We start from the raw sequence: 22,583 nt of genomic DNA, 5'->3' as shown, positions 1-22,583 counted from the left end.
CTGATACCCTTCAGCTCTAGGTATAGGAGGCGCGGTGCGCATTGACAAGGACCTGGTCGCCGCTTCGGCCACACCTCTGGTGCTGGGCATTTTGGCCGAGGGCGACCTGTACGGCTACGCAATCCTCAAGCGGGTCGCTGAGCTCTCGGGCGGCGGCATGCAGTGGACCGACGGGATGCTCTACCCGCTGCTGCACCGGCTCGAGCGGCTCGGTTACGTATCCTCGCTGTGGGGTACATCCGAGGCCGGGCGCCGGCGCAAGCACTACACCATCACGCCGGCGGGCCGGGACGCCCTGGCCGACCGCCAGGAGCAGTGGACCGTCGTCGCGGACGCGCTGCGCCAAGTGTGGCAGACCGCTCAGGGACCAGCGGCCCCGGCTGAGGGATGGGCGTGATGGCGCCGCACGCTGAGCTGGAGGCCCAGATCGACCGGTGGCGCGGATACGTCCAGCGCAACCGGGCGATCTCCCCCGCCGACGTCGACGAGCTGGAGGACCACCTGCGCGAGCAGATCGCCGACCGGCAGGCGACCGGCCTCGATGACGAGGAGGCCTTCCTCGTGGCCATCAAGCGGCTGGGCAACCTGGACGCCGTCTCACGCGAGTTTGCCCGCGAGCACTCCGAGCGGCTGTGGAAGCAGCTCGTCCTGGTGCCGGAGGGCGCCGAGGACGCCAACACTTCCCGATGGCGCGAGCTGGCCGTCGTCCTCGCGCTCGCCGTCGGGTCCGGAGTGGCGGTCAAGGCCGGCACTGCCTGGATCGAGGACGGCGCGGCCCTGTTGCGCAATCTGGGCCTGCTCGTTTTCCCCTTCGTAGCGGCGTATTTCGCGTGGAAGCGGCGTTTCACCGGCGCGGTTGCGGCGGCCCTGATCATCCCGTTTGCCGCCCTTGCGCTGGTGCTCAACCTCTACCCGTTCGCCCCGGACGGTGCCACCGGGATGCTCGCCGCCCTGCACGCCCCGGTCATCCTGTGGGTACTGACCGGTATGGCCTATGTCGGTGGGAGATGGCGGTCCGACAAGCGGCGCATGGATTTTGTCCGGTTTACCGGCGAGCTCGCGATCTACTACACACTGCTGGCGCTCGGCGGCGCAGTCCTGATCGCGCTCACCCTCGCGACGCTCCGGGTTGTTGGAACCGATTTCCAGCCGGTCCTGGACGGTTGGGTCCTGCCGTTCGCCGTGCCCGGCGCCCTCGTGGTCGCCACCTGGCTGGTCGAAGCCAAGCAGCAGGTGGTGGAAAATATTGCGCCCGTCCTCACCCGCGTGTTCACGCCGCTGACCGTTGCGATGCTGCTGGTCCTTCTGGCCGTGCTTGCCACCGCGGGCGGGTTCGCCGGGATCGACCGCAACCTGCTGATCCTCATGGACGCGATCCTCGTGCTGGTCCTCTGCCTGCTGCTCTACTCGATTTCCGCCCGCGACCCGCTCGCCCCGCCCGGATTGTTCGATGCTGTGCAGTTGGCCCTGGTCATCGCGGCCCTTGCGGTCGACGCCGTGATGCTGACCGCAATGCTGACCCGCATCGCCGAGTTCGGCTTCAGCCCCAATAAGATCGCCGCGCTCGGGCTGAACCTGCTGTTGCTGGTGCACTTGTTGCGTGCGGCCTGGCTCGCCGTCGGATTCCTGCGCGGGCACCGTCCCTTCGCCGCGGTCGAGCGCTGGCAAACACGCTACCTGCCGGTCTACGGCGTCTGGGCAACAGTTGTGGTGGTGACCTTCCCGCCCCTTTTCGGCTTCGTCTAGTCGATCGTCGCTGTCAGCGGCGGTCCCCGAAGTCCACAATGTCGACGTCGAGCGGAATCTCGGCGCTGCGCGGGCTCGGGTTCGGGAGCAGCCCCTCGTTCCATGTGCCCTCCAGCGTCGTGGCAGCCGCCCACCGCTGCGCGTCCATGCGGCCTTGGAGCCTGAAGCGGTCGACGACGAACGGCAGTCCGTCCGAGCCGAGCACCGATCTGCCTTCCGTGATCTGGAAGTGCAGGTGCGGCGCGGAGGTGTTACCGGTGTTGCCGATCCTGCCGAGCGTCTGGCCAGGCAGAACATTCCCGCCCACCCCGACGGCCACCGAGCCCTTCTGCATGTGGGCGTACGTGGCGTACCGGCCATCGCTGTGGCGTACCGTGACGTGGTTTCCAAGGACGTTTCCGAGTGTGATCGTGCCGGGATCGGGCAGCCGGCCCGGGACCTGGTCGTCGAGGGTATTCAGCGCGTCCACCACGGTGCCGGCCGCAACAGCAACGATGTCCGCACCATATGCGGTGTAGCTGCCCACATCGGCCGGGTCGCCGTTGACCAGCCGGCCTTGGCTGTCGAGGCGGATCCGGTCGATGGCAAAGCGCTGCGCGGCGTGCAGGGCTCCGTTGATCGGCAGCACCGTGGCACGGTGCACGCCGTCGGTGGAGCAGCAGCCATTCCCGGCCACCCAGCCCCCGCCGACCAGTGGGGGCCCGACCTCGGTGGCGCCGCCGTCGACCGGGAAGGGCGCAGCAGTGTAGGCAGTTGGAGCAGAAGCGCTGCCGCCGTCGACCGGTGCCGTGAGGACATGGAGGCGGTGCACCAGCGCGCCCGGAACGTCCGCGCGCCGGTCGAAGTCGAGTTCAATGAGCACCAGGCGCGCTCCGTTCGGCTCGAGCGCCAGGTTCGTCGTGGGCCTCGAGCCCAGCGTCCGCAACCGGTGCTGGAGGTCAGCTCCCGAATATGCCTCGACAATCCGGCTCCCGTTGGCGGCGTCGACGACGTCGATGCCCGCCAGGGTGGCTGGCTGCGGCCGGACGTTCGTCAGTTGAAGCTCGTAGACCACGTGCCACCGCTCGTCGGTTCCAAGCACCGCCGTGCTCGAGGAGCCCAGGGTGGTGGCCGTAATCGGTGAGAATTCGTCGGCAGCGGCGGACGGGACCTCGAGCGACTTCGAGTCCGGACCATGTTGCGTCTCTGGAGTGGCTGGCCGGTCGGATCCAGAGGAGACCAGAAGGAGAACGACCGCCAGTGCGACGCCGATCGCCGCCACGAAGGCGATGATTCGGCGCCGGCCGGACGCATCCATGGAGAAAGTTTAGTCCTTAGCGGTGCTGCCGGGGCCTGCCCGGATCTTGCCCATCGACGTCGGGCGCGGCACCAGCACTGGCACTGGCACTGACTATTTTTCGGCCTTTGTCTTGCGCCTGCCCCGACTATCCTCCAGACTGACTACAGATCCGCAGGATATTCCTTCCGCCGATCCAGCCCGCCAGACACTTCGGCCGGCCTGCCGCCCCATCAGAGAATGCCGGGCACCCCCTCTCGAACCACCGCTTCCGCCTCGCCGGCTGCACCGGCCCCGGAAGCCCGCACCGCCGAGAGTCCCGGCACATCCCGCCGAGAAAGAGACCATGATGATCAAGCGCCACTCAGATGTCGTCCTGGAAGTCACCGCCCACGACCCGGACACCGTCGAGAACGACCTGAACGCCGCCGAAGAGATCGCCCGCGAACACGCCATGAAGGATTGCCGCCACGGCATCCTCGTGACCCAGCACGGATACACCACCTACACCGTCGCCGTCAGCAGGGATGTCCCCTACGGGCAGACACTCGAACGGCGCGAAGATCCGGCGGCTCACAGATAGGCACGAGCCCGGGCAACTAAGGGTCACAACATTGCTTGACGACAACCGATGCGGGCGTCACCTGCGGGACGCGTGACATGGATCCTACGCCGCCGCCAGCCGACGGACCCGGGGAACCGCAGCCGTTTCCAGCGGCGCCACGATACTGAGCTGGCATTCTGACTGAAACGGGTCAATGGCTGCCGGCAGGTGGTGCGAGGCCGAGCATTCCCGCAGCTGCTCCATGGCTGCCGGCTCCACGACAGCGTGGCTGACATCCAGGACGAGGTGGAGTCCTTCTTTCAGGTGGTTTGCCCGCTTGACCACCACGTAAAGGGCCTGGAGGCTCTGCGCCGTCACATGTCCCTGTGCTGCTACTTCCGCCTGACCGCAATCGAGGTCAAGCCTGACAAGAACCCGGAGTTTGTGGTTCAAAACGATTCCCCTGTTCGTGCATGTACCGCTTGGCCGCGACGCTGCGGCCGGTTTGGCCGCGACGCTGCGACCGCATCCCAGCCTAGGCAGAGAGTGTGATGCAGGCAACAGTGCGCTTCATATCCGGGAAACCTCGCGTTATGTGCCGGTGTGTTCGCCGAAAAGTGTTGATCGGCGGGCCCGGTGTATTGTAAAGGAGGCCCTACGACGACCTTCCGGCACTTGGCATTTGTCCAGGACGCAACGGAGAGCGACATTGCGGCCCCCCTAACGCCGTGGCGAGGATCTGTGCCACCGGATGCAGGACACGCCAGCGCCGACCATCCCGTCCGTGCTGCGTTTCGCGCCTAAAACCCCGGTGTGGCCAGCCTAAATACTGACACCTAGATACCGGGCAACCAGGCCCGGCCGACGTAGAGGAACTCATGACAAACCCCTTCGACAGCCCAGACGACGTCCGCGGGACGGAATTCCGCGAGCGCCGGCCATCGCGGCCCGTGCAGAAGCGTCGGGGCCGCACGGTGCTGATCGCCGTCGCCGTGGTGGTGGCGCTTGTTGCGGTTGTTGCCGGCGGTTACCTCTTCAACCTCGCGCACACCTTCGACTCCGGTTCCAGCAAGATTGACCAGGCTTTCCCGGACGAGTCCACCCGCCCGAAGAAAACGGGCACGGCGATGAACATCCTGGTGATGGGCAGCGACAGCCGCGGCGCCACCGAGGCCGACTCGGCGGCCGGCACGCCCACGAGCCAGCGGGCGGACACGCTGATGCTGATGCACATCCCGGCGGACCGCAAGAACATCTACACCATGTCCATCATGCGTGACCTCTGGGTGGACATCCCCGGGCACGGCGAAGCGAAGATCAACGCGGCGCTGGCCCTGGGCGGCACACCCCTGATGGTGCAGACCGTCGAGTCGATCTTCCAGCAGCGCATCGATCACGTGGCCATGATCGACTTCGAGGGCTTCAAGGGCCTCACGGACGCGCTGGGCGGGGTGAGCGTGAACCTCAAGCTGCCGTTCACCTCGACCGCGCTGCCGGGCCAGTCCTTCGCCCCGGGCCAGCACACCTTCAACGGCACCGAGGCCCTGGCCTTCGTGCGCGAACGCCACGCCTACGCCGACGGCGACTACCAGCGGGTCCGCAACCAGCAGGAGTTCCTCCGGGCCATCATCAAGAAGTCGATCGCCGGCCAGACGCTGAGCAACCCGATCACAATCAACAACATGGTGGGCGCCGTCTCGCCGTTCGTCACGGTCGACAAGACCCTGGACTCGGGAGCCGTGGCAGGGCTGGCGCTCGAACTCAAGGACATCCGGGCGCAGAACACGCTGATGTTCACGCTGCCGACCGGCGGGATCGGAACGTCCACGGACGGCCAGTCGATCGTGCTGACCGACCCCGCCGCAATCCAGGCCATCTCCGCAGCCATGGCCTCGGACTCCCTCGGCGAGTACGTCGCGGCGAACAAGTTCGAGAACGGGAACTGATTCCCGCCACGTGTGCGCCCCGGAGCGGGCCCTTGGACCCATCCTCCGGGGCGGGCAGTGGTGGTAGCGTCCGTTCATGGGGAACGCTCCGGAGCCAGCAGCCGCGGCTTCCGCGGCGTCCCCGCCCCCTCCCCCGGCTCCTGCGCACGGCCGTCGACGTCGCATAATCCTGTTCCTGGCGGCGCTGCTCGCCGTCGCTGTCGCCGTCGGGGCCTCGGCCTATGTCCTCTCCCGGCCGCGGCCCGCGGACCCAGTACCGGCGGGAACCGCCGCCCCGGCTGCCGCGCCCGCGGCGGCGGCCAGCCACGCGCCGTCGACTGCACCCACGCCCTCGACGCCGCCCAGCCCCACTCCCACGCCGGAACCACCCGCCGTCGCGCTTAACATCCTGCTGGTCGGCAGCGACAGCCGGGACAACCAGCGTGCGGCGGCGGCCGCCGGGAGCGTCTCCGACCAGCGTGCGGACGCCCTGGTGCTGATCCACCTCCCTGCGGACCGGCAAAGCGTCTATGGCATCTCGATCATGCGGGACCTGTGGGTGGACATCCCCGGCCACGGCCAGGCGAAGATCAACTCGGCTCTGTCCCTCGGCGGCCTGCCGCTGATGGCGCAGACGGTGGGCGCGCTCCTGGGCCAGCGCATCGACCACACGGTGATGCTCGATTTTCAGGGGTTCGCGGCTCTGACCGACGCGCTCGGCGGAGTCGACGTCGACATCAAGCAGCCGTTCACCGGCACGGTGGATGACAGGGTGCATTTTCCGGCGGGCGTCCACCGGCTCAACGGGGTGCAGGCCCTGGCCTTCGTCCGCGAGCGCCACGCCTTCGCCGACGGCGACTACCAGCGGGTCCGGAACCAGCAGACCTTCCTGAAAGCCGTCATCGCCAAGCTGTCCTCCGAAGGCGCGCTGGCGGACCACGCCACCGTCCGGAAACTCGTCACCACGGTGCTGCCGCACGTGACACTGGACGCGAGCTTCACCCTGGCGTCGCTGGAAAACCTCGCCCTCAGCCTCCGCAGCACAGCCCCCGGCCGCGGCGCCTTCTTCACACTGCCGACCGCCGGCACCGGGTTCAGCCGGGACGGCCAGTCGATTGTCCTGCAGGCCCCGGCCGCAACCGCCGCGGTCTCCGCCGCGCTGGGCTCGGGAACGCTCGCCGGGTACGTGGCGGCCAACAATCTGCAGAACGGCAATTGAGGCGCCGCTTTTGGGTAGATTGGGTCCATGACCCAGACTCCCGCGCAGCCCTCCCCGCAGCCCCCCGTCGCCCGGAAAGTTCCCTCGGTGCGCACCCACCACGGCGACGCGTTCGAGGACAACTACGAATGGCTGCGGGACAAGGAATCCGCGGAGGTCGTGGACCTGCTCAAGGCGGAGAACACCTACCAGGAGGCCGTGACCGCGCACCAGGAAACGCTGCGCGAGTCCATCTTCCAGGAAATCAAGGGCCGCACGCAGGAAACAGACCTCTCCGTCCCGAACCGCAAGGACGGCTGGTGGTACTACACCCGATCGGTCGAGGGCAAGGAGTACGGCATCCACTGCCGCGTCCGCGGCCAGGAAACCGCGGACCGCGTCGCGGACTGGACTCCCCCGGCCGTCGAGGCCGGCGTCGCCATCCCCGGCGAGGAGGTCTTGCTCGATGGCAACCTCGAGGCCGAGGGCAAGCCGTTCTTCGCCGTGGGCGGGGCCGCCACGACCATCGACGGCACGCTCTACGCCTACGCCGTGGACAACGCCGGCGACGAGCGCTTCACGCTCCGCATCAAAGACCTGCGCACCGGCGAACTGCTCCCGGACGTGATCGAGAACGTTTTCTACGGCATCTCCTTCTCCCCCGACGGCAGCCGGATCTTCTACACCGTGGTGGACGACTCTTGGCGCCCGTACCAGGTGAAGTCCCATGTGTTGGGCACACCCGTCAGCGAGGACGGGGTCATCTTCCAGGAGGACGACGTCGCCATGTGGCTCGGCTTCGAGCTCTCGGCCGACCGGCGCCATCTGGTGCTCAGCATCGGCTGCTCTGAGTTCAGCGAAACCCGCCTGCTGCGCTTCGATGACCCCGACGCCGGCCTGCGCACCGTGATCTCCCGCGATGAGCGCATCCTGTACGAGGCCGAACCGTTCCTGCTGGCGGACGCCGAGGGCACTGGCTCTATCGCTGGCCGGGAACGGGTCCTGCTGACCCACAACAAGGACGCCATCAATTCCATGGTCTCGCTGGTGGACCCGGCCGAACTCGACAAGCCGATCGCCGAGCAGCACTGGGACACCGTCATCGCCCATTCCGACCAGGTCCGGGTCAACGGCGCCGGAGTCACCTCCACCCACGCGGTGGTCTCCATCCGCAAGGACACCATCGAACGCGTCCAGGTCCTGCCCCTGGCCGGCCTCGGCACCGCGGAGCAAGGCGCCGCAGTGGAACCCGCGTTCGACGAGGAGCTCTACACTGCCGGCGTCGCGGGCTCCGACTACGAGGCCCCGGTAATCCGGATGGGCTACACCTCCTACTTCACCCCGTCCCGGGTCTACGACTTCGTGCTGCCCACCCCGGAACGTCCGGCCGGTGAACTCCTGCTGCGCAAGGAGAGCCCGGTGCTGGGCGGCTACTCGCCGTCGGACTACGTCGCCACCCGGGAGTGGGCCACCGCCGCGGACGGCACGAAGGTTCCGCTCTCAGTGCTGCGGCACGCCTCCGTCCGGCAGGATTCGACGGCGGCCGGCCTGGTGTACGGGTACGGCTCCTACGAGATGAGCATGGATCCGGGCTTCGGGATCCCCCGGCTGTCCCTGCTGGACCGCGGCATCGTGTTCGTGATCGCCCACATCCGCGGCGGCGGCGAGCTGGGCCGGCACTGGTACGACGACGGCAAGAAACTGCACAAGAAGAACACCTTCACCGACTTCATCGCGGCCACGGACTGGCTCGCGGGATCCGGCTGGGTGGCCCCGGACCGGATCGCGGCCATGGGCGGCTCCGCCGGCGGCCTGCTGATGGGCGCCGTCGCCAACCTGGCACCGGAAAAGTACGCGGCAATTGTTGCGGCCGTTCCGTTCGTGGACGCGCTGACCACCATCCTGGACCCCGAACTGCCGCTCTCCGCACTGGAGTGGGAGGAGTGGGGCAACCCGATCACGGACCCTGAGGTCTATGCGTACATGAAGTCCTACACGCCGTACGAGAACGTCCGTGCCGTGGCCTATCCGAAGATCGCCGCGGTCACCAGCTTCAACGACACCCGGGTGCTCTATGTGGAGCCGGCCAAATGGGTGCAGCGGCTGCGCGAGGTGAACACCGGCAGCGACCCGATCGTCCTGAAGATCGAGATGGAGGGCGGCCACGGCGGCGCCTCGGGCCGTTACGTGCAGTGGCGTGAACGGGCCTGGGACTACGCGTTCGTCGCCGATTCCGTGGGCGCCACCGAGCTGCTGCCCGGAGCCGGGCTGAAGTAAAACGGTTCCCTGTCCTCGTCCGGTCCTCACGGCGCACAATGGTGGCCTGTTTCCCGACGAGGGCCTGGTGTAGCCTGTGGCGACCGGATCGATGACCATGGGGGCACCATTGACTGAGAACATACCGCCGGTCCCGCCGGCACCACCGGCACCGCAGAACCCAGTCCAGCCACCGGCGGGGTATGGGCAGCCGGCGCCGCAGCCTTACGCACCGCCTTACGCACCGCCAGGGTACGGTCAGCAGCCGGCGCCGCAGCCATTTGCCCCGCCTTATGCACCGCCAGGGTACGGTCAGCAGCCGAACCACCAGCAGATGCAGTACGTTCCCTACCCGTCCGCACAGCAGTTCACGCCGGCAGGCCAATGGGTTCCTGCCGGCCCCACGGAGCCCAGGTCCTCCGACTACCGGGTCGCCTCGAGTATTGTGGCGATCGTGTTGGGAGTCTGGCTCTTCATGCTGTTCCTCACCGGCATCTCAGTTGGGGCCGGCTTCGCTCCTTTCCTATTCCTGATGGCCGCGATCGGCACGCTCGCCTCCGCTATCTTGCTCCTGGTCAAGCGGCGCGAACGGCTCCGCGCGGCGCCCGTCTTGCTGCTGGGCTGGAGCTCATGCGCACTCATGGTGTCTTTCATCGTCGCCTTTGGCTTTGGGGTCTACAGCGCCACATTCATTGCGCCCTTGCTGGCGACGACGGTCATCATCGTCATAGGGATCGGGTTGTCCAGGGAGAAGCGGGGTCCTGGCCTACGGTGATCCCGAAGCGATGAGCTGCGGCGATGACGCCCACCGAACTGCTGCCGGGAGCCCGCTGAAGTAGCGCGCGGGCGCGCCGGGTCGCCGGGTCGCCGGGTGGCCGGGTGGCTCGCCCGTTCACCCATTCGCCTCACCGATTCGACAGGGATGGCCGCTATGAGACCCTCTTGGCGGCCAAGTTTGTCGAATCGGTGCGGACGCGGCTTCGAGGCGGGAGGGGGGCGGACGCGGTGTGGCGGCGCATCCCGGATCATCTGGGAGCCCTCTACCGAAAAATTGGTCATCATGCTTACTATTTACTGGCATGATGGGCATTCGACGTGGAACCCGTCCGCTGGGGGCGGGGCGTTTGAAGGCTTTTACCGGGCACAGGGTGCCGGAGATGGAGTTTATTGTGGGCGTTGAGCAGGGAATGACCCCGTTGACCGATGATGAGCTGATGGCGCAGGGCGGCACGGCCCTCCCGGACAAGGAGGTCGCCTCCGTCCTGGACCTGAACGCAGACCTGAACCTGGGCATCAGCGCCGCCGCGCCGATCGACCTCGGCATCGCGGCCAACGCCAACGTTGCTGCCCCGATTGACGCGGCTGCGTCGGCAAACGTTCTCTCCTTTGGGTCCGAATCACAGGCGCTCGCCGATCAGGGGACCATCATCAACCAGGGCGTCACTGGAGACGCCACAGCAGATTCCACCCAGGACAGTGTCATTGACCAGGGCACCGGCACGGATGCCGCAGCTGCATCGGATCCCGGCGCAGCGTCCACCGCCGCGCCCGCCGCCGCGGGTACGGCCCCGGCTTCCGGCCCCCTTACCGACGGCGGCATCCTGCCCGGCGGCACGGCCCCGGACCTGGGCGGCGCGCTGCCCACCGATGCAGCCGGTGCTGCCGCCGGAGCCGGCGCCCTGAACGGCAACCTGCTCAACGTCGACGTGAACCTGGACGCCAATGCGGGCATCGCCGCGCCCATCAACGGTGCGGTGGCCGCCAACGCCAACGTGGCTGCACCGATCGACGCCGCCGTCGGCGCCAACATCGGCTCAATCGACAGCAACGCGTTCGCCGTCGCCCACCAGGATGCCATCATCAACCAGGACATCCATGGCGATGCCACGGCGTCGGCTGACCAGCAGTCCGGCCTGAAGCAGTAACACCCAGATGATCAGTGCGCACGGAGGGCCGTCCGGGCAGGACGGCCCTCCGGTCCCGCCCGCCGCCAGCGGAGTCGGCACAGCCGCCGAAGCTGCCGGCCCGGCGTCGAACGTTGCCGTCAGCATTCACGACGTTCCGGTGCAGGACGTTCCGGTGCTGGCCACCGGCGTCCAGCTGATCGGCGAGGCGAAGGGATCCGGCTACAAGGAGCCGCCGTCCCTGGTGCGCCGCGCCGACGGCCAGACCATCCAGCTCACCCGGCTGCTGTACCTGGTGCTTGAGGCGATCGACGGCCGGCGGGGCGCCGAAGAAATCGCCGGGCATGTGAGCAACAGCTTCGGACGGCTGGTAAGTGCCGGGAACGTCAGGACGCTGATCAGCTCCCAGCTGCTCCCCCTGGGCCTTCTGCGGCTGGCGGACGGGTCCGAGCCCGCGGTGAAGAAATCGAATCCGCTGCTGGGGATGCGTTTCCGCTACTCGGTGACCGATCCGGACCGTACCCGGAAGCTCACGGCGCCGTTCGCCAGGTTGTTCAACCCCTTGATTGTGGTGGCTGTGACCGCCGCGTTCCTGGCCACGTGCTGGTGGGTTTTGATGGTCAAGGGGTTGGCCTCCGCCACGCATGAAGCGTTCGCCAACCCCGGACTGGTGCTTCTGATCCTGCTGGTCACGGTGCTCTCGGCCGGGTTCCATGAGTTCGGCCACGCCGCCGCCGCCCGTCGCGGCGGAGCCACACCCGGCGCGATGGGCACCGGCCTGTACCTGATGTGGCCGGCCTTCTACACCGATGTCACCGATTCCTACCGGCTGGGGCGGGGCGGCCGCCTGCGCACCGATCTTGGCGGGCTGTACTTCAACGCGATCGTGGCCGTCGCGATCATGGGCATCTGGTGGGCCACCGGCTTCGATGCACTGCTGCTGGTGGTGGTTACCCAGATCCTGCAGATGGTCCGGCAGTTGATGCCGCTGGTCCGGTTTGACGGCTATCACATCCTGGCCGACGCCACCGGTGTCCCGGACCTGTTCCAGCGCATCAAACCCACCCTGCTGGCACTGGTGCCCTGGCGAAAGACAGCCCCCGAAGCCAGGCTCCTGAAACCGTGGGCGCGGGCCGTGGTCACCGTTTGGGTGCTGGTCACGGTACCCCTGCTGCTCTTCAGCATGGCCACCATGGTGCTGACCCTGCCGCGCGTGCTGGGCACCGCCTGGGACAACGGCCTCAAGCAGCAGGCCATGCTCTCCCACAGCATTGGCGCCGGCGACTTCGCCGACGCCGCCGTGCGGGTGCTCGCGATCGCCTGTTTGGCACTGCCGGTGCTGGGCGTCTTCTACATTCTGCTGCGCCTGGTCCGCCAGCTGGCCACCGGGCTGTGGCAGAAGACCCGCGGCAAGGCTTTGCAGCGCGCTACCGCAATCGTTGCGGTCGCGGCTGTGGCGGCCGGTCTCGCCTGGGCCTGGTGGCCCGGCGCCGACACTTACCGGCCGATCCAGTCCTACGAGCGCGGCACCCTGGCAGACGCCACGACGGTGGTCTTCCCGGCCGCGTCCACGGCCCGGATGGCAGAGGGCCGGCCGGGACGGACCGTTGCCCTGTGGCCGGAGGGCGCCCGGAAACCCACCCGCGACGAGCCGCAGCTGAGCATGGTCCTGGTGCCCCGGGCGGCCGACACGCCTGGCACGACCGGCGCCGTGGCGCCGACTGCCCCTTCCTGGGTGTTTCCCTTCGACAGGCCAGCCGCCCCCGACGGCGACGGCAACCAGTCCCTCGCGGTCAACACCACCGACGGTTCCGTGGTCTACGACGTTGCCTTCGCCCTGGTCTGGGCGGACGACGGCGGGACCGTGGACACCAGGAATGAGGCCTACGCCTTTGCCAGCTGCGCGGACTGCGCCGCCGTGGCGGTGGGCTTCCAGGTGGTCCTGATCGTGGGCCAAACCAATGTAATCGTCCCGGAAAACCTCTCCGCTTCGGCCAACTACAACTGCCTCCGGTGCCTGACCTACGCCCTGGCCAGCCAACTGGTACTCACCCTCGACGGGCCCCTGAGCAGCGACGGCACGGCCAGGCTCAACGCGCTGTGGCAGGAGATCGCCGCCTACGGCAAGGATCTGCGGAACCAGCCGCTCTCGGAGATCCAGGGCCGGCTCAGCGCGTACAGGGATCAGATCATGGCGCTCATCAAGGCCGATCCCAGCGCCACACCGGCCGGGTCCTCCGGAGCGGGCCCGACACCGGCGGCAACATCCGGCGCCACTCCGGGTGCGTCGTCCGAAGCCACTCCGGGTGCGTCGTCCGGGGCCGCCAGCACCGCCTCCCCCGGCGCCACGCAGGCGCCGTCGCAGGGAGGCAGCGGTGCCACGGGGACTTCCGGCACGACCGCGCCGTCCGACGGCGCCGGGCAGACCGCGCCGGCCGGCGGTACGGCGTCGTCCGGTGAAGGCACCGGCTCGGGCGCCACGACGCCGGCAGGGCAGCCCACGGCACCGGCCGGCTCCACGGCACCGGCCGCGGGGACTGCCACGCCGGTTCCCGCGGCGACCACCCCGCCGGCCCCGGCTCCCTAGCGCGGGGACCCGAACGGCGATCGGGCGCAGATGGCCGGAATAAAGACCTCATTCCGGCCATCTGCGTCACATCGGCGCTACCTCAGATCGGCGTTCCCGCGGCGCCCGCTCTGGGACGCGGGACAGCGGGCCTTCCGTTCACCCCCGGGAATGGTGTACACCGTTTCCGTGGCCCATTCGCCCTTTGGTGTGCCATTTTTCGACCTGCAGTGATTCCAGGCGCAGGCCGGGCCAGGTTGTTGGGGACCGGCCCCCAACAGGGAGAGGCAACACGATGAGACTGACGCTGACGGAGTTCCTCACATTGGACGGCGTGGCGCAGGGCCCCGGATCGCCTGAGGAGGACACCAGCGACGGCTTCTCACAAGGAGGCTGGTTCGTCCCCTACCTGGACGGGGATTTCATCCAGCGGGCGGCGGACTGGCTCGGTGCGGCGGATGCGTTACTGTTCGGCCGCCGGACTTACGTCAACTTCGCGAGGGACTGGCCCAGAATCACAGACCCGGATGATCCGTTCGCCGGGAAGATGAACGGGTTGCCGAAGTATGTGGCCTCGCACAGCCTGGCGGAGGCCGGTTGGGCACCGACGACCATCCTGTCAGGGGATGTCCCCGCACAGGTCGCTGAGTTGAAACGGCAGCCCGGCAGGGAGCTGCAGATCCACGGGAGTGCCCGGCTGGCCCAGTCGCTGCTGGGCACCGGGCTGATCGACGAACTGCGGCTGGTGGTCGCCCCGGTGGTGGTGGGCCACGGCAGGCGGCTGTTTCCGGCGGGCGGCGCCCCGGCGGGCCTGCGCCTGGTCCGCACCGAGGCGACGCCGGGCGGTCTCGCGATTCTTGTGTACGAGTCGGCGGGGCAGCCGACGTACGGGACCTATGACCCGGGTTCCTCCCGCGGCTAAGTCTGTCGAGTCTCCGGGCCGGTGCGGCCGGTTACCGGGCCTTCCATTCGTCCGCGATGAGGGCGTACACCACTTCCGTGGCCCATTCGCCCTTGTAGTGCCACTTGTCCACCTGCCGTGATTCCAGCCGCATCCCGAGCCGTTCACAGAGCGCGGCCGAGGCGGTATTGAGGGCATCGAGCTTGGCGTCGATGCGGTGGAAGCCCAGGTCCTCAAAGCCGAGCTTGAGGATCGCCGCGGCGGCCTCCGCTGCGTACCCTTTTCCGCGCGCCTCCGGGGCCAGGCTCCAGCCGATCTCGGCCTGCCCGCTGCCCTCCAGCCACTTCAGCACCACCTCGCCGAGCAGCCCGGGCGAGTCCGCGGCCTCGATGGCCAGGGCCACCCAGTCGCCCTCCTTCTCGAACTCGAAGTTGGCGTACCGTCCCACGGTTTCCATGGACTTGGTGTAGCTCTTCGCTTCCCCAGGCAGGAATCGGGCGGTTTCGGGCAGCGAGTGGTAGGCGTGGAAGGCATCGAGGTCGGAGGCTTCGAAGCGCCGCAGCACCAGTCGTTCGGTGCGGAGGGGCAGCGGGGGAAGGGGTTTGGGTTCGGTCATGCCCCCAACGCTACCCATCGATTGCTCCATGCGCGCCGTTTTGGGCCGCCAGAAGGGCCGTTAGGGGGCAACCGATGCCCGGGCGACGACGGCGGCGGTCGCCTCGGCGATGGCCCGCTCCTCGTCGGTGGGGACCACCAGGACGGGCAGGGCCGACGTCGGCGTGGAAATGACCCGGGGTTCCCTGGACCGCTCCCGGTTCAGCCCCGCGTCGAGCTCGACGCCGAGGGCACCGAGCCGCTGCGCCACCAGGGCGCGGAACTGGTGCGAGTTCTCGCCAATCCCGGCCGTGAACACGAGGGCCTTCGCGCCGCCCACGGCCACGTGGTAGCCGCCGATGTACTTCGCGAGCCGGTAGGACGCGACCGCCAGGGCCATCGCCGCTTTGGCGTCCCCCTCCTCGGCGGCCTCCACCACCGAGCGCATGTCGTTGTTCCCGGCCAGGCCCTTGAGCCCGGACTGCCGGTTCAGCATCGAATCCAGGTCCTCGGGAGACCAGCCGGTCCGGCCCAGGAACACCAGGATGGACGGATCGAGGTCGCCGGAACGCGTGCCCATGACCAGACCCTCCAGGGGCGTGAATCCCATGGAGGTGTCGATGGACTGGCCGCCGCGAATCGCCGTGACCGAGGCACCGTTCCCCAGGTGGGCGATCACGGCGTCGAACTCCTCCACCGGAACATCCAGCAGTGCCGCCGCCCGGTGCGAAACGTATTCGTGCGAGGTGCCGTGGAAGCCGTAGCGGCGGATCCCGTGGTTCGTGTAGAGCTCCTCCGGCACCGCATAACGCCAGGCGTGCTCGGGCAGGGTGCGGTGGAAGGCGGTATCGAACACGGCCACCTGCGGCAGCTCGGGCCACTTCTTCGCGATCGCGCGGATGCCCAGGACGTTGGCGGGGTTGTGCAGCGGCGCGAGCGGGTTCAGCCGTTCAATGGCCCGGGTGATCTCGTTGTTGACCAGCACCGGCTCGGCGAAGCGCTCCCCGCCGTGCACCACCCGGTGGCCCACGGCGTCGAGCACCCGGTCCCCCAGCGCTGCGTGGATGGCCGCGTCCACCTGTTCCAGCGCCTCCGCGTGGTCGCGCGGGCCCTCGGGCTGGCCGTCGCCCTCACCACCGGTCCCCATGCCGATCTTTTCGACCAGGCCTTCGGTGAGCACGCTGCCGGCCTCGACATCGCGCACCTGGTACTTGAGCGAGGACGAGCCGGAGTTGATGACGAGCACAAGCATGGGGCCTCCTAAGCCTTGGCTTCGACGGGCTGTTCGGATGCCGGCTGGTCCTCCGCCGACTGGGCCTGGATGGCGGTGATGGCCACGGTGTTGACGATGTCCTCCACCGTGCAGCCGCGCGAGAGGTCATTGACCGGTTTGCGCAGGCCCTGCAGCACCGGCCCGACGGCGACAGCACCCGAGGACTGCTGGACTGCCTTGTAGGTGTTGTTGCCGGTGTTCAGGTCCGGGAAGATGAACACGGTCGCCTGCCCGGCCACGGACGAGCCCGGCATCTTGGACGCGGCGATCGCGGCGTCCACGGCGGCGTCGTACTGGATGGGGCCTTCGACGGCGAGGTCCGGCCGGAGTGTCTTCACAACTTCGGTGGCCTGCCGCACTTTGTCCACCGCTTCCCCGGTGCCGGACCCCCCGGTGGAATAGGACAGCATGGCGACCCGCGGCTCCACGCCGAACTGATGGGCCGTCTCGGCCGAGGCCAGCGCGATATCCGCCAGCTGCTCGGCGTTCGGGTCCGGATTGACCGCACAGTCGCCGTAGACCAGCACCCGGTCCGGCATCAGCATCAGGAACACCGAGGAAACGATTTTCACGCCGTCCCGGGTCTTGACGAACTCCAGGGCCGGCCTGATCGTGTGTGCCGTCGTGTGCGCCGCCCCGGAGACCATGCCGTCCACGACGCCCAGCTGGACCATCATGGTGCCGAAGTAGCTGCCATCGAGCATGACTTCCAATGCCCGGGCCAGGTCCACTCCCTTGTGCGCCCGCAGCTCCGCGTACTTCTCGGCAAACTGCTGGCGCAGCTCCGACGTCGCGGGGTCAACGATGTTCATGCCGGAGAGGTCGATGCCCTGGGTGGACGCCAGCTCCCGGACCGAGGACTCATTGCCCAGGATGGTGAGGTCGCAGACGTCCCGCCGGTGCAGGATTTCGGCGGCCCGAAGGATCCGCACGTCGTTCCCCTCGGGCAGGACGATGTGCCGGCGCTGCAGCCGGGCCCGCTCGATGAGGTCGTGCAGGAACCGCAGCGGCGTCATCCGCTCCAGCCGCGGCAGGTGCAGCCGCTCCACCAGCTCGGCCTCGTCCACGCGTTTAGCCCACAGCCCCACGGCCGAGGCCACCGGTGAGGATGAGCGCCGACGGCACCGGGAACTCCGGCGAGAAGGAGGACGCGAGGCACGCGACCATCACGTCCGCACGGTCGCCGGGGACGATCACCAGGGCGCCGTCGTCGAGCACGTGCAGGAAGTTGGCCACGTTCATGGCCGCCACCTTGATGGAATGGACGTCGCGTTCCATGTCCGGCCGGCCGGCGACCTGGCGGATCCCGAGTGCCGAGGCCACCTCGCCGGTGGTGGGCCGGGCGATGTCCTCCAGCTCCGGGAAGACGTACACGGGGCGGCCGGACGCGCCGGGCTTCACGGCGGCTGCGATCCCGTCCACGTTCTCCGGGTCGGCACGGTTCACCATGATCGCCAGGAGGCTGCAGCGTTCCGCAGCCAGTTCCTTGCGGGCAACCTCGACGGCGTCGGCGGCCTCCGCGACCGTGAGCCCCTTCGCGCCCACCACGGCCACGATGGGGGCCGCCAGGTTGTTCGCGAGGCGGGCGTTGAGGTCGAACTCGACGGCGGCGTCCTGGCCGGTAAGGTCCGTTCCCTCCACGATCACCACGTCGCAGTGGCGGGACATCTCGGCGAAGATCTCCACGCACCGGGAATCGATCTCCGCCCTGTTCCCCTCGGCCAGCAGCGCCCGGACCTCGGCAAACGTCAGGCCGCCGCGGCAGCGCTCGTCATCGAGGTCGAATCGGGCCTTCATCAGGGCCACCATGGGGTCCGCCGCGGCGTCGTTGCCATGCACCACAGGCTTGAAGAATCCGATCCGGTCCGCGTGCCGGTGCAGGGTGTCCGCCAGGCCCAGCGCTATGAGGGACTTGCCGGAGCCCGGGGTGGTCGCGCTGACGTAGATTCCTTTGGCCATGTGTCCCAGCATACTTACACCCCTTGACAGCGGGCACCCAGATGGGATTACCTAATGAACATTCGGTAAATAAAGCTGGAGGCAACGAGGCATGGCTGAACTGACGGTTTCCGGGGTCACCCACCCCATCCTGAAAGACGACTACGCCTCGGAATGGATGGGCATCGAAGTCCTGGCACTGGACGACGGGCATGCCACGATCCGCATGACGCTGCGGCAGGAAATGCTCAACGGCTTCGGCATGGCCCACGGCGGAATGATCTTCGCCTTCGGTGACACAGCCTTCGCCCTGGCCTGCAACCCGGCCAACCCGCAGCCCGGCGCAGCCGGGATGAACACAGACACCATCACCGTTGCCGCCGGCGTCGACATCAATTTCCTGAAGCCCGCCTTCCGCGGACAGATGCTGACCGCCGTCGCGAACCGCCGCGCCAGCACCGGACGCAGCGGGCTGTACGACATCCAGATCTATGCCGCCGACCCCGGCGCGGCCACACCCGCGGCACCGCTGTCGGCACCGGCAGGCGCGGCCCCCGCGGCCACACTCCCGGGCCAGCTCCCCACCGATACCGCCACCGACGCCCCCACGTGGGAACTCATCGCCGAGTTCCGCGGCCGCAGCCGCACCATCTCCAAGAAATAGAAGCAGGGAACCACAGATGATCCAAGAAACTGCCGCCACCACTGATGCTGTCCTGGACCGCGAGGAAACCATCTCCCGCGACGAGCTCGAGGCGCTCCAGCTCAGCCGCCTGCAGCACACCGTGGCCTATGCCTATGACCGCGTTCCCCTGTACAAGCGCAAGTTCGACGAGGCCGGCGTCCACCCGACAGACCTGCGGGAACTCTCGGACCTCGCCAAGTTCCCCTTCACCACCAAGGAGGACCTGCGGCTCGAGTACCCCTTCGGCATGTTCGCCGTGCCGCAGCACGAGGTCGCCCGGATCCACGCCAGCTCCGGCACCACCGGCCGCGCCACCGTGGTGGGCTACACCAAGAAGGACCTCGCCGACTGGGCCAAGCTGGTGGCCCGCTCGCTGCGCGCCTCCGGCGTCCGGCCGGGCATGAAGGTCCACAACGCCTACGGCTACGGCCTGTTCACCGGCGGCATGGGCGCCCACGCCGGCGCGGAGGCCCTGGGTTGCACCGTCATCCCGATCTCCGGCGGCCAGACCGAGCGCCAGATCACCCTGATCCAGGACTTCAAGCCGGACGCCATCCTGGCCACTCCGACGTACCTGTTGACCATTGCCGACGCGATGATGAAGCAGGGCATCGACCCGGCCTCCACGTCGCTGAAGTACGCGGTCCTGGGCGCCGAGCCGTGGACCGAGGAAATGCGCCACGAGCTCGAAGTGACCATGAACATCAAGGCCTGCGACATCTACGGCCTCTCCGAGGTCATGGGCCCGGGCGTCGCCGGCGAAGCTGTGGAAACGCAGGACGGCAGCCACATCTGGGAGGACCACTTCCGGCCCGAGATCATCGACGCTTTCGACCCCTCGGTTGTGCTGGGCGACGGCGAACCGGGCGAGCTGGTCTTCACCTCGCTCACCAAGGAAGCGCTGCCGATCATCCGGTACCGCACCAAGGACCTCACCCGCCTGCTGCCGGGCACCGCACGCCCCTCGCACCGCCGCATGGGCCGCATCACCGGCCGCAGCGACGACATGATCATCCTGCGCGGCGTGAACCTGTTCCCGTCCCAGATCGAGGAGATCGCCCTGCGCATCCCGGAGCTCAGCCCGCACTTCCAGCTGGAGCTGACCCGGCCCGAGGGCCAGCGGATGGACCAGATGACCGTCAAGATCGAGCGCCGCGACGCCGTCACGGTCGAGGGCGCGGCGGCCGCCGCCAAGGTCCTGCAGCAGCAGATCAAGATCCATGTCGGTTCCTCCTGCGCCGTGGACGTCGTCGACCCCGGCTCGCTGGAGCGGTCCAACGGCAAGCTGCGGCGGATCTACGACATGCGCCCCAAGGGCTGAGTGACCACCTGACCATGAGAAACTAGCGAGTATGCCCACCACAGCACCCACCACCAAGCGCGGCCGTCCCGGCTATGACCAGCAATCGGTCCTGCTGATCGCCGTCGACGTCTTCAACCGCCACGGCTACGACGCCACCTCGATGGGCATCCTCGCCGAGAACCTGGGCATCTCCAAGTCCGCGATCTACCACCACGTGCCGTCCAAGGGCGATCTGCTCAAGCTCGCCCTGGACCACGCCCTCGGCGGTCTTGAGGCCATCCTGGACCGGCCCGAGGCGCAGACCGGCTCGGCCGATGCCCGGCTGGAATTCGTGGTGCGCCAGACCATCTCGGTCCTGGTGGAACGCCTGCCGTTCGTCACGCTGCTGCTGCGGCTGCGCGGAAACACCGAAATCGAGCGCAACGCCCTGGAGCGCCGGCGCACCTTCGACCACAAGGTCGCCGCCCTGATCTCCGAGGCCCGGGACGAGGGCTCGCTGCGCCAGGACATCGACCCCCGCACGGTCACACGCCTGCTTTTCGGCACCATCAACTCGATCGTCGAATGGTACAAGCCCGGCGGTTCGCTCTCCCCGGAGAAGCTGGCCGACGACGTCATCACCATGGCGTTCCACGGCCTCCACGTCCCCGGCTGACCCTGGCCCGTGGCGCCACGGAGTCGCATTGACGCCGCGGCGCCCCGGGTCCACGCTGTGAGGATGGCCACCAGATTATCGAAGGTGCTTATTGGCGCTTTCCCCCACCTGCGCTACGAACCCACTGCCAAAAGGATCCGCGCGAGCCTGGACGGGACCCCCCTCGTCGACACGACACAGGCATGGCTGGTCTGGGAACCGCACCGGGTCACCCCCATCTTCGCCGTGCCGGAGCAGGACCTGCTGGCGGAACTCGCCCCACCGGCCCTCCCGGCTGCCGCGGTGCAGGAGCATGCCTTCGCACTCCGGCAAGGCGAGGCACGGACCTCCCTGGACCCCGGAACGAAGTTCGGCAAACACACCTGCGCCGGCGAGGAACTCGACGTCGTGACTGCGAAGGCAACGGCCCCCCGGGCAGGCTTCCGGCCCGAGGACCCGGACCTGGCTGGCTACGTCGTGCTGGATTTCTCCGCCTTCGACTGGCTGGAAGACGATGAGGAAATCATCGGCCACCCCCGGGACCCGTTCCACCGCGTCGATATCCGCGCGTCGGGCCTGGATGTGGAGGTGGCGCTCGACGGCGTGACGCTCGCCCGGACGACCGGCGCACAGTTCCTCTACGAGACGCTGCTGCCGGTGCGGTACTACATCCCGCCGTCGGACGTGCGGCTGGATCTGATGGAGGAGAGCGCAAAGCGGACCGTCTGCCCCTATAAAGGCCAGGCGAGTTACTGGAGCTTCCCGGGGTCGGTGGAGGGCCGGAACGTCGCGTGGAGCTACGACCGCCGGTACCGCGACGCCGCCCAGATCCACGGCCTCATCAGCTTCTTCAACGAGCGCGTGGACCTGAGGGTCGACGGCGTCCTCCAGCCCCGCCCCGTGACGCCCTGGTCCCGCCGGGACACTCCGGGCGGTCCGGGCGGTCCGGGCGGTCCGGGCGGTCCGGGCGGTCCGGGGGCACTTTGACGACTGCTGCCCGCTGTTCGCCGGCAAACATCGGCGTGTCCGCGTCAATGTGGCCCCGCCCGGCAGGCTCGGGCAGAGAAGAAGCGCCCCGGCTCTCGCSGGGGCGCTTCTCCTGTGGCGCTACTTCTGTGGCGCTTCTTCTGTGGCAGACCACCCAGGGCTGGGCTCAGAGCTGGTAGTCGGCCGCCGTGGTGATGTCCTCGTGCACGCACAGAATGTTGTGCTCGGAGTCCATGAACCAGGCACACTTCTCGGAATCCGTCGTACAAATGTGGTTCTCGGTCTTGAGATCCGGGAGGTCGTAGTCCTGGAACATGACTCCCTTGGCTTCCATCTCCTGTACGGTGCGTTCGATCTCGCTGACTTCGAAACTCAGGGTGGTGTGCTCTGAATGCTTACCATCCTTGACTGGCATGAGCTGCAGCATGGGGCCGCCTGCCGAGCCGAACAATTCACTTCCGTCTTCTGCCACTCCCCGGTGCGGGAGGCCGAGCGTCTCGGCATAGAAACGCCGGGCGCGTTCGGCATCATCGACTGGCAGGACTGTTGTGGCTTTGTTGAGTACTAGGGTCATTTCGCCACCTCCTACGAGCAAGATTTTACGCCGCAGCGGGGTGGAAAGAGCCTGCAAATTGGCCCGCAGACACGTGCCGCCCGCCCCGGCCCCTCTCCGGTTGAGCTATCACTTGTGGCTGCCATTTCGACGGCAAAGTCAACTGGTGGGAGCAACGCCGGGGTTTAGGCTGCGTGCAGCAGCTGGTTCAGCCGGCTGGCTGGGGTTTCGAGGTTGAGGGTGGGCCGGGGCCGGCGGTTGAGTTTCGCGGCGACCAGCCGGAGGTCCTCGGGGGTGTGG

General features: G+C 68.1%; 19 protein-coding genes and 1 pseudogene. 14 read left to right on the top strand and 6 right to left on the bottom strand.

All coding sequences use genetic code 11. From position 1 onward, the window contains the following. Positions 1-34: 34 nt before the first annotated feature. A complete protein-coding gene (locus tag AC1DDO_RS08300; RefSeq protein WP_476866796.1) occupies positions 35-397 on the top strand; it encodes a PadR family transcriptional regulator in 363 nt (120 codons plus the stop codon). Next, positions 397-1,746, top strand: coding sequence for a permease prefix domain 1-containing protein (locus AC1DDO_RS08295; protein WP_476971740.1), 1,350 nt, complete (start codon positions 397-399; stop codon positions 1,744-1,746). Before AC1DDO_RS08300 ends, AC1DDO_RS08295 begins: the two co-directional genes overlap by 1 nt. Before the next feature lie 13 nt (positions 1,747-1,759). Here AC1DDO_RS08295 and AC1DDO_RS08290 read toward each other — a convergent pair whose 3' ends face one another. Then, positions 1,760-3,043: a M23 family metallopeptidase gene (locus AC1DDO_RS08290; RefSeq protein ID WP_476971739.1), complete on the bottom strand. Its 1,284-nt coding sequence runs from the start codon at positions 3,041-3,043 to the stop codon at positions 1,760-1,762. A 325-nt stretch (positions 3,044-3,368) separates the two neighbouring features. Between AC1DDO_RS08290 and AC1DDO_RS08285 the strand changes: the two genes are divergently transcribed. After that, the gene (locus AC1DDO_RS08285) at positions 3,369-3,605 is read left to right on the top strand and encodes a hypothetical protein (protein WP_476866799.1); all 237 of its coding nucleotides are present in this window, start codon (positions 3,369-3,371) and stop codon (positions 3,603-3,605) included. Between the two features lie 84 nt (positions 3,606-3,689). On the opposite strand, the gene AC1DDO_RS08280 is transcribed toward AC1DDO_RS08285, so the two are convergent. Then, entirely contained in the window at positions 3,690-3,944 is a 255-nt protein-coding gene (locus AC1DDO_RS08280) for a hypothetical protein (protein WP_476866800.1), read from the bottom strand. Positions 3,945-4,444: 500 nt separating this feature from the next. Between AC1DDO_RS08280 and AC1DDO_RS08275 the strand changes: the two genes are divergently transcribed. From AC1DDO_RS08275 to AC1DDO_RS08245, 7 genes are all read left to right on the top strand, one after another. After that, complete coding sequence (locus tag AC1DDO_RS08275; RefSeq protein WP_476971738.1) at positions 4,445-5,512, top strand: LCP family protein; 1,068 nt, start codon at positions 4,445-4,447, stop codon at positions 5,510-5,512. Between the two features lie 76 nt (positions 5,513-5,588). Beyond that, positions 5,589-6,710 (top strand): LCP family protein, encoded by a 1,122-nt coding sequence (locus tag AC1DDO_RS08270; RefSeq protein WP_476866802.1) that lies wholly within the window; start codon positions 5,589-5,591, stop codon positions 6,708-6,710. Between the two features lie 27 nt (positions 6,711-6,737). Next, positions 6,738-8,966, top strand: coding sequence for a S9 family peptidase (locus AC1DDO_RS08265; RefSeq protein ID WP_476866803.1), 2,229 nt, complete (start codon positions 6,738-6,740; stop codon positions 8,964-8,966). A gap of 313 nt (positions 8,967-9,279) precedes the next feature. Further along, positions 9,280-9,720, top strand: a complete 441-nt coding sequence (locus tag AC1DDO_RS08260) for a hypothetical protein (protein ID WP_476866804.1) — start codon at positions 9,280-9,282, stop codon at positions 9,718-9,720. A gap of 382 nt (positions 9,721-10,102) precedes the next feature. Next, a complete protein-coding gene (locus AC1DDO_RS08255; protein WP_476866805.1) occupies positions 10,103-10,870 on the top strand; it encodes a peptidoglycan-binding protein in 768 nt (255 codons plus the stop codon). A 7-nt stretch (positions 10,871-10,877) separates the two neighbouring features. Then, entirely contained in the window at positions 10,878-13,436 is a 2,559-nt protein-coding gene (locus AC1DDO_RS08250) for a hypothetical protein (RefSeq protein ID WP_476971737.1), read from the top strand. A gap of 274 nt (positions 13,437-13,710) precedes the next feature. Then, positions 13,711-14,337, top strand: coding sequence for a dihydrofolate reductase family protein (locus tag AC1DDO_RS08245; protein ID WP_476866807.1), 627 nt, complete (start codon positions 13,711-13,713; stop codon positions 14,335-14,337). Between the two features lie 31 nt (positions 14,338-14,368). Here AC1DDO_RS08245 and AC1DDO_RS08240 read toward each other — a convergent pair whose 3' ends face one another. From AC1DDO_RS08240 to pta, 3 genes and pseudogenes are all read right to left on the bottom strand, one after another. Continuing rightward, positions 14,369-14,932 carry a GNAT family N-acetyltransferase gene (locus AC1DDO_RS08240; RefSeq protein ID WP_476866808.1) on the bottom strand — a complete coding sequence of 188 codons (564 nt, stop codon included), beginning with the start codon at positions 14,930-14,932 and terminating at the stop codon, positions 14,369-14,371. A gap of 60 nt (positions 14,933-14,992) precedes the next feature. Then, positions 14,993-16,162 carry an acetate kinase gene (locus AC1DDO_RS08235; protein WP_476866809.1) on the bottom strand — a complete coding sequence of 390 codons (1,170 nt, stop codon included), beginning with the start codon at positions 16,160-16,162 and terminating at the stop codon, positions 14,993-14,995. A gap of 8 nt (positions 16,163-16,170) precedes the next feature. Continuing rightward, positions 16,171-18,142: pseudogene (gene pta / locus AC1DDO_RS08230) on the bottom strand (phosphate acetyltransferase). A 91-nt stretch (positions 18,143-18,233) separates the two neighbouring features. On the opposite strand from pta, the gene AC1DDO_RS08225 reads away from it, so the two are divergent. The 4 genes from AC1DDO_RS08225 to AC1DDO_RS08210 all read left to right on the top strand — a co-directional run bounded on the left by AC1DDO_RS08225 (position 18,234) and on the right by AC1DDO_RS08210 (position 21,730). Further along, positions 18,234-18,785 carry a hotdog fold thioesterase gene (locus tag AC1DDO_RS08225; protein WP_476971736.1) on the top strand — a complete coding sequence of 184 codons (552 nt, stop codon included), beginning with the start codon at positions 18,234-18,236 and terminating at the stop codon, positions 18,783-18,785. 16 nt (positions 18,786-18,801) lie between these two features. Then, positions 18,802-20,127, top strand: coding sequence for a phenylacetate--CoA ligase PaaK (gene paaK, locus AC1DDO_RS08220; protein ID WP_476866811.1), 1,326 nt, complete (start codon positions 18,802-18,804; stop codon positions 20,125-20,127). 31 nt (positions 20,128-20,158) lie between these two features. Further along, positions 20,159-20,764, top strand: coding sequence for a TetR/AcrR family transcriptional regulator (locus AC1DDO_RS08215; RefSeq protein ID WP_441409731.1), 606 nt, complete (start codon positions 20,159-20,161; stop codon positions 20,762-20,764). Positions 20,765-20,827: 63 nt separating this feature from the next. Continuing rightward, positions 20,828-21,730, top strand: coding sequence for a DUF427 domain-containing protein (locus AC1DDO_RS08210; RefSeq protein WP_476971735.1), 903 nt, complete (start codon positions 20,828-20,830; stop codon positions 21,728-21,730). A 166-nt stretch (positions 21,731-21,896) separates the two neighbouring features. On the opposite strand, the gene AC1DDO_RS08205 is transcribed toward AC1DDO_RS08210, so the two are convergent. Next, positions 21,897-22,304 (bottom strand): VOC family protein, encoded by a 408-nt coding sequence (locus tag AC1DDO_RS08205; RefSeq protein WP_390204198.1) that lies wholly within the window; start codon positions 22,302-22,304, stop codon positions 21,897-21,899. Between the last annotated feature and the right edge of the window lie 279 nt (positions 22,305-22,583).

Source organism: Arthrobacter sp. 10N43 (genome assembly GCF_056394525.1).
The sequence above is the reverse complement of the archived record's forward strand: the minus strand, read 5'-3'. Positions and strand labels throughout refer to the sequence as shown.

Bases quoted from the DNA above. Each gene is read 5' to 3' on its own strand.
- AC1DDO_RS08295 (WP_476971740.1), top strand. From the start codon at position 397: ATGGCGCCGCACGCTGAGCTGGAGGCCCAGATCGACCGGTGGCGCGGA.
- AC1DDO_RS08245 (WP_476866807.1), top strand. From the start codon at position 13,711: ATGAGACTGACGCTGACGGAGTTCCTCACATTGGACGGCGTGGCGCAG.
- AC1DDO_RS08235 (WP_476866809.1), bottom strand. From the start codon at position 16,162: ATGCTTGTGCTCGTCATCAACTCCGGCTCGTCCTCGCTCAAGTACCAG.
- AC1DDO_RS08240 (WP_476866808.1), bottom strand. From the start codon at position 14,932: ATGACCGAACCCAAACCCCTTCCCCCGCTGCCCCTCCGCACCGAACGA.
- paaK (WP_476866811.1), top strand. From the start codon at position 18,802: ATGATCCAAGAAACTGCCGCCACCACTGATGCTGTCCTGGACCGCGAG.
- AC1DDO_RS08255 (WP_476866805.1), top strand. From the start codon at position 10,103: ATGGAGTTTATTGTGGGCGTTGAGCAGGGAATGACCCCGTTGACCGAT.
- AC1DDO_RS08265 (WP_476866803.1), top strand. From the start codon at position 6,738: ATGACCCAGACTCCCGCGCAGCCCTCCCCGCAGCCCCCCGTCGCCCGG.
- AC1DDO_RS08225 (WP_476971736.1), top strand. From the start codon at position 18,234: ATGGCTGAACTGACGGTTTCCGGGGTCACCCACCCCATCCTGAAAGAC.
- AC1DDO_RS08250 (WP_476971737.1), top strand. From the start codon at position 10,878: ATGATCAGTGCGCACGGAGGGCCGTCCGGGCAGGACGGCCCTCCGGTC.
- AC1DDO_RS08290 (WP_476971739.1), bottom strand. From the start codon at position 3,043: ATGGATGCGTCCGGCCGGCGCCGAATCATCGCCTTCGTGGCGGCGATC.
- AC1DDO_RS08270 (WP_476866802.1), top strand. From the start codon at position 5,589: ATGGGGAACGCTCCGGAGCCAGCAGCCGCGGCTTCCGCGGCGTCCCCG.
- AC1DDO_RS08215 (WP_441409731.1), top strand. From the start codon at position 20,159: ATGCCCACCACAGCACCCACCACCAAGCGCGGCCGTCCCGGCTATGAC.
- AC1DDO_RS08205 (WP_390204198.1), bottom strand. From the start codon at position 22,304: ATGACCCTAGTACTCAACAAAGCCACAACAGTCCTGCCAGTCGATGAT.
- AC1DDO_RS08260 (WP_476866804.1), top strand. From the start codon at position 9,280: ATGCAGTACGTTCCCTACCCGTCCGCACAGCAGTTCACGCCGGCAGGC.
- AC1DDO_RS08275 (WP_476971738.1), top strand. From the start codon at position 4,445: ATGACAAACCCCTTCGACAGCCCAGACGACGTCCGCGGGACGGAATTC.
- AC1DDO_RS08285 (WP_476866799.1), top strand. From the start codon at position 3,369: ATGATGATCAAGCGCCACTCAGATGTCGTCCTGGAAGTCACCGCCCAC.
- AC1DDO_RS08210 (WP_476971735.1), top strand. From the start codon at position 20,828: ATGGCCACCAGATTATCGAAGGTGCTTATTGGCGCTTTCCCCCACCTG.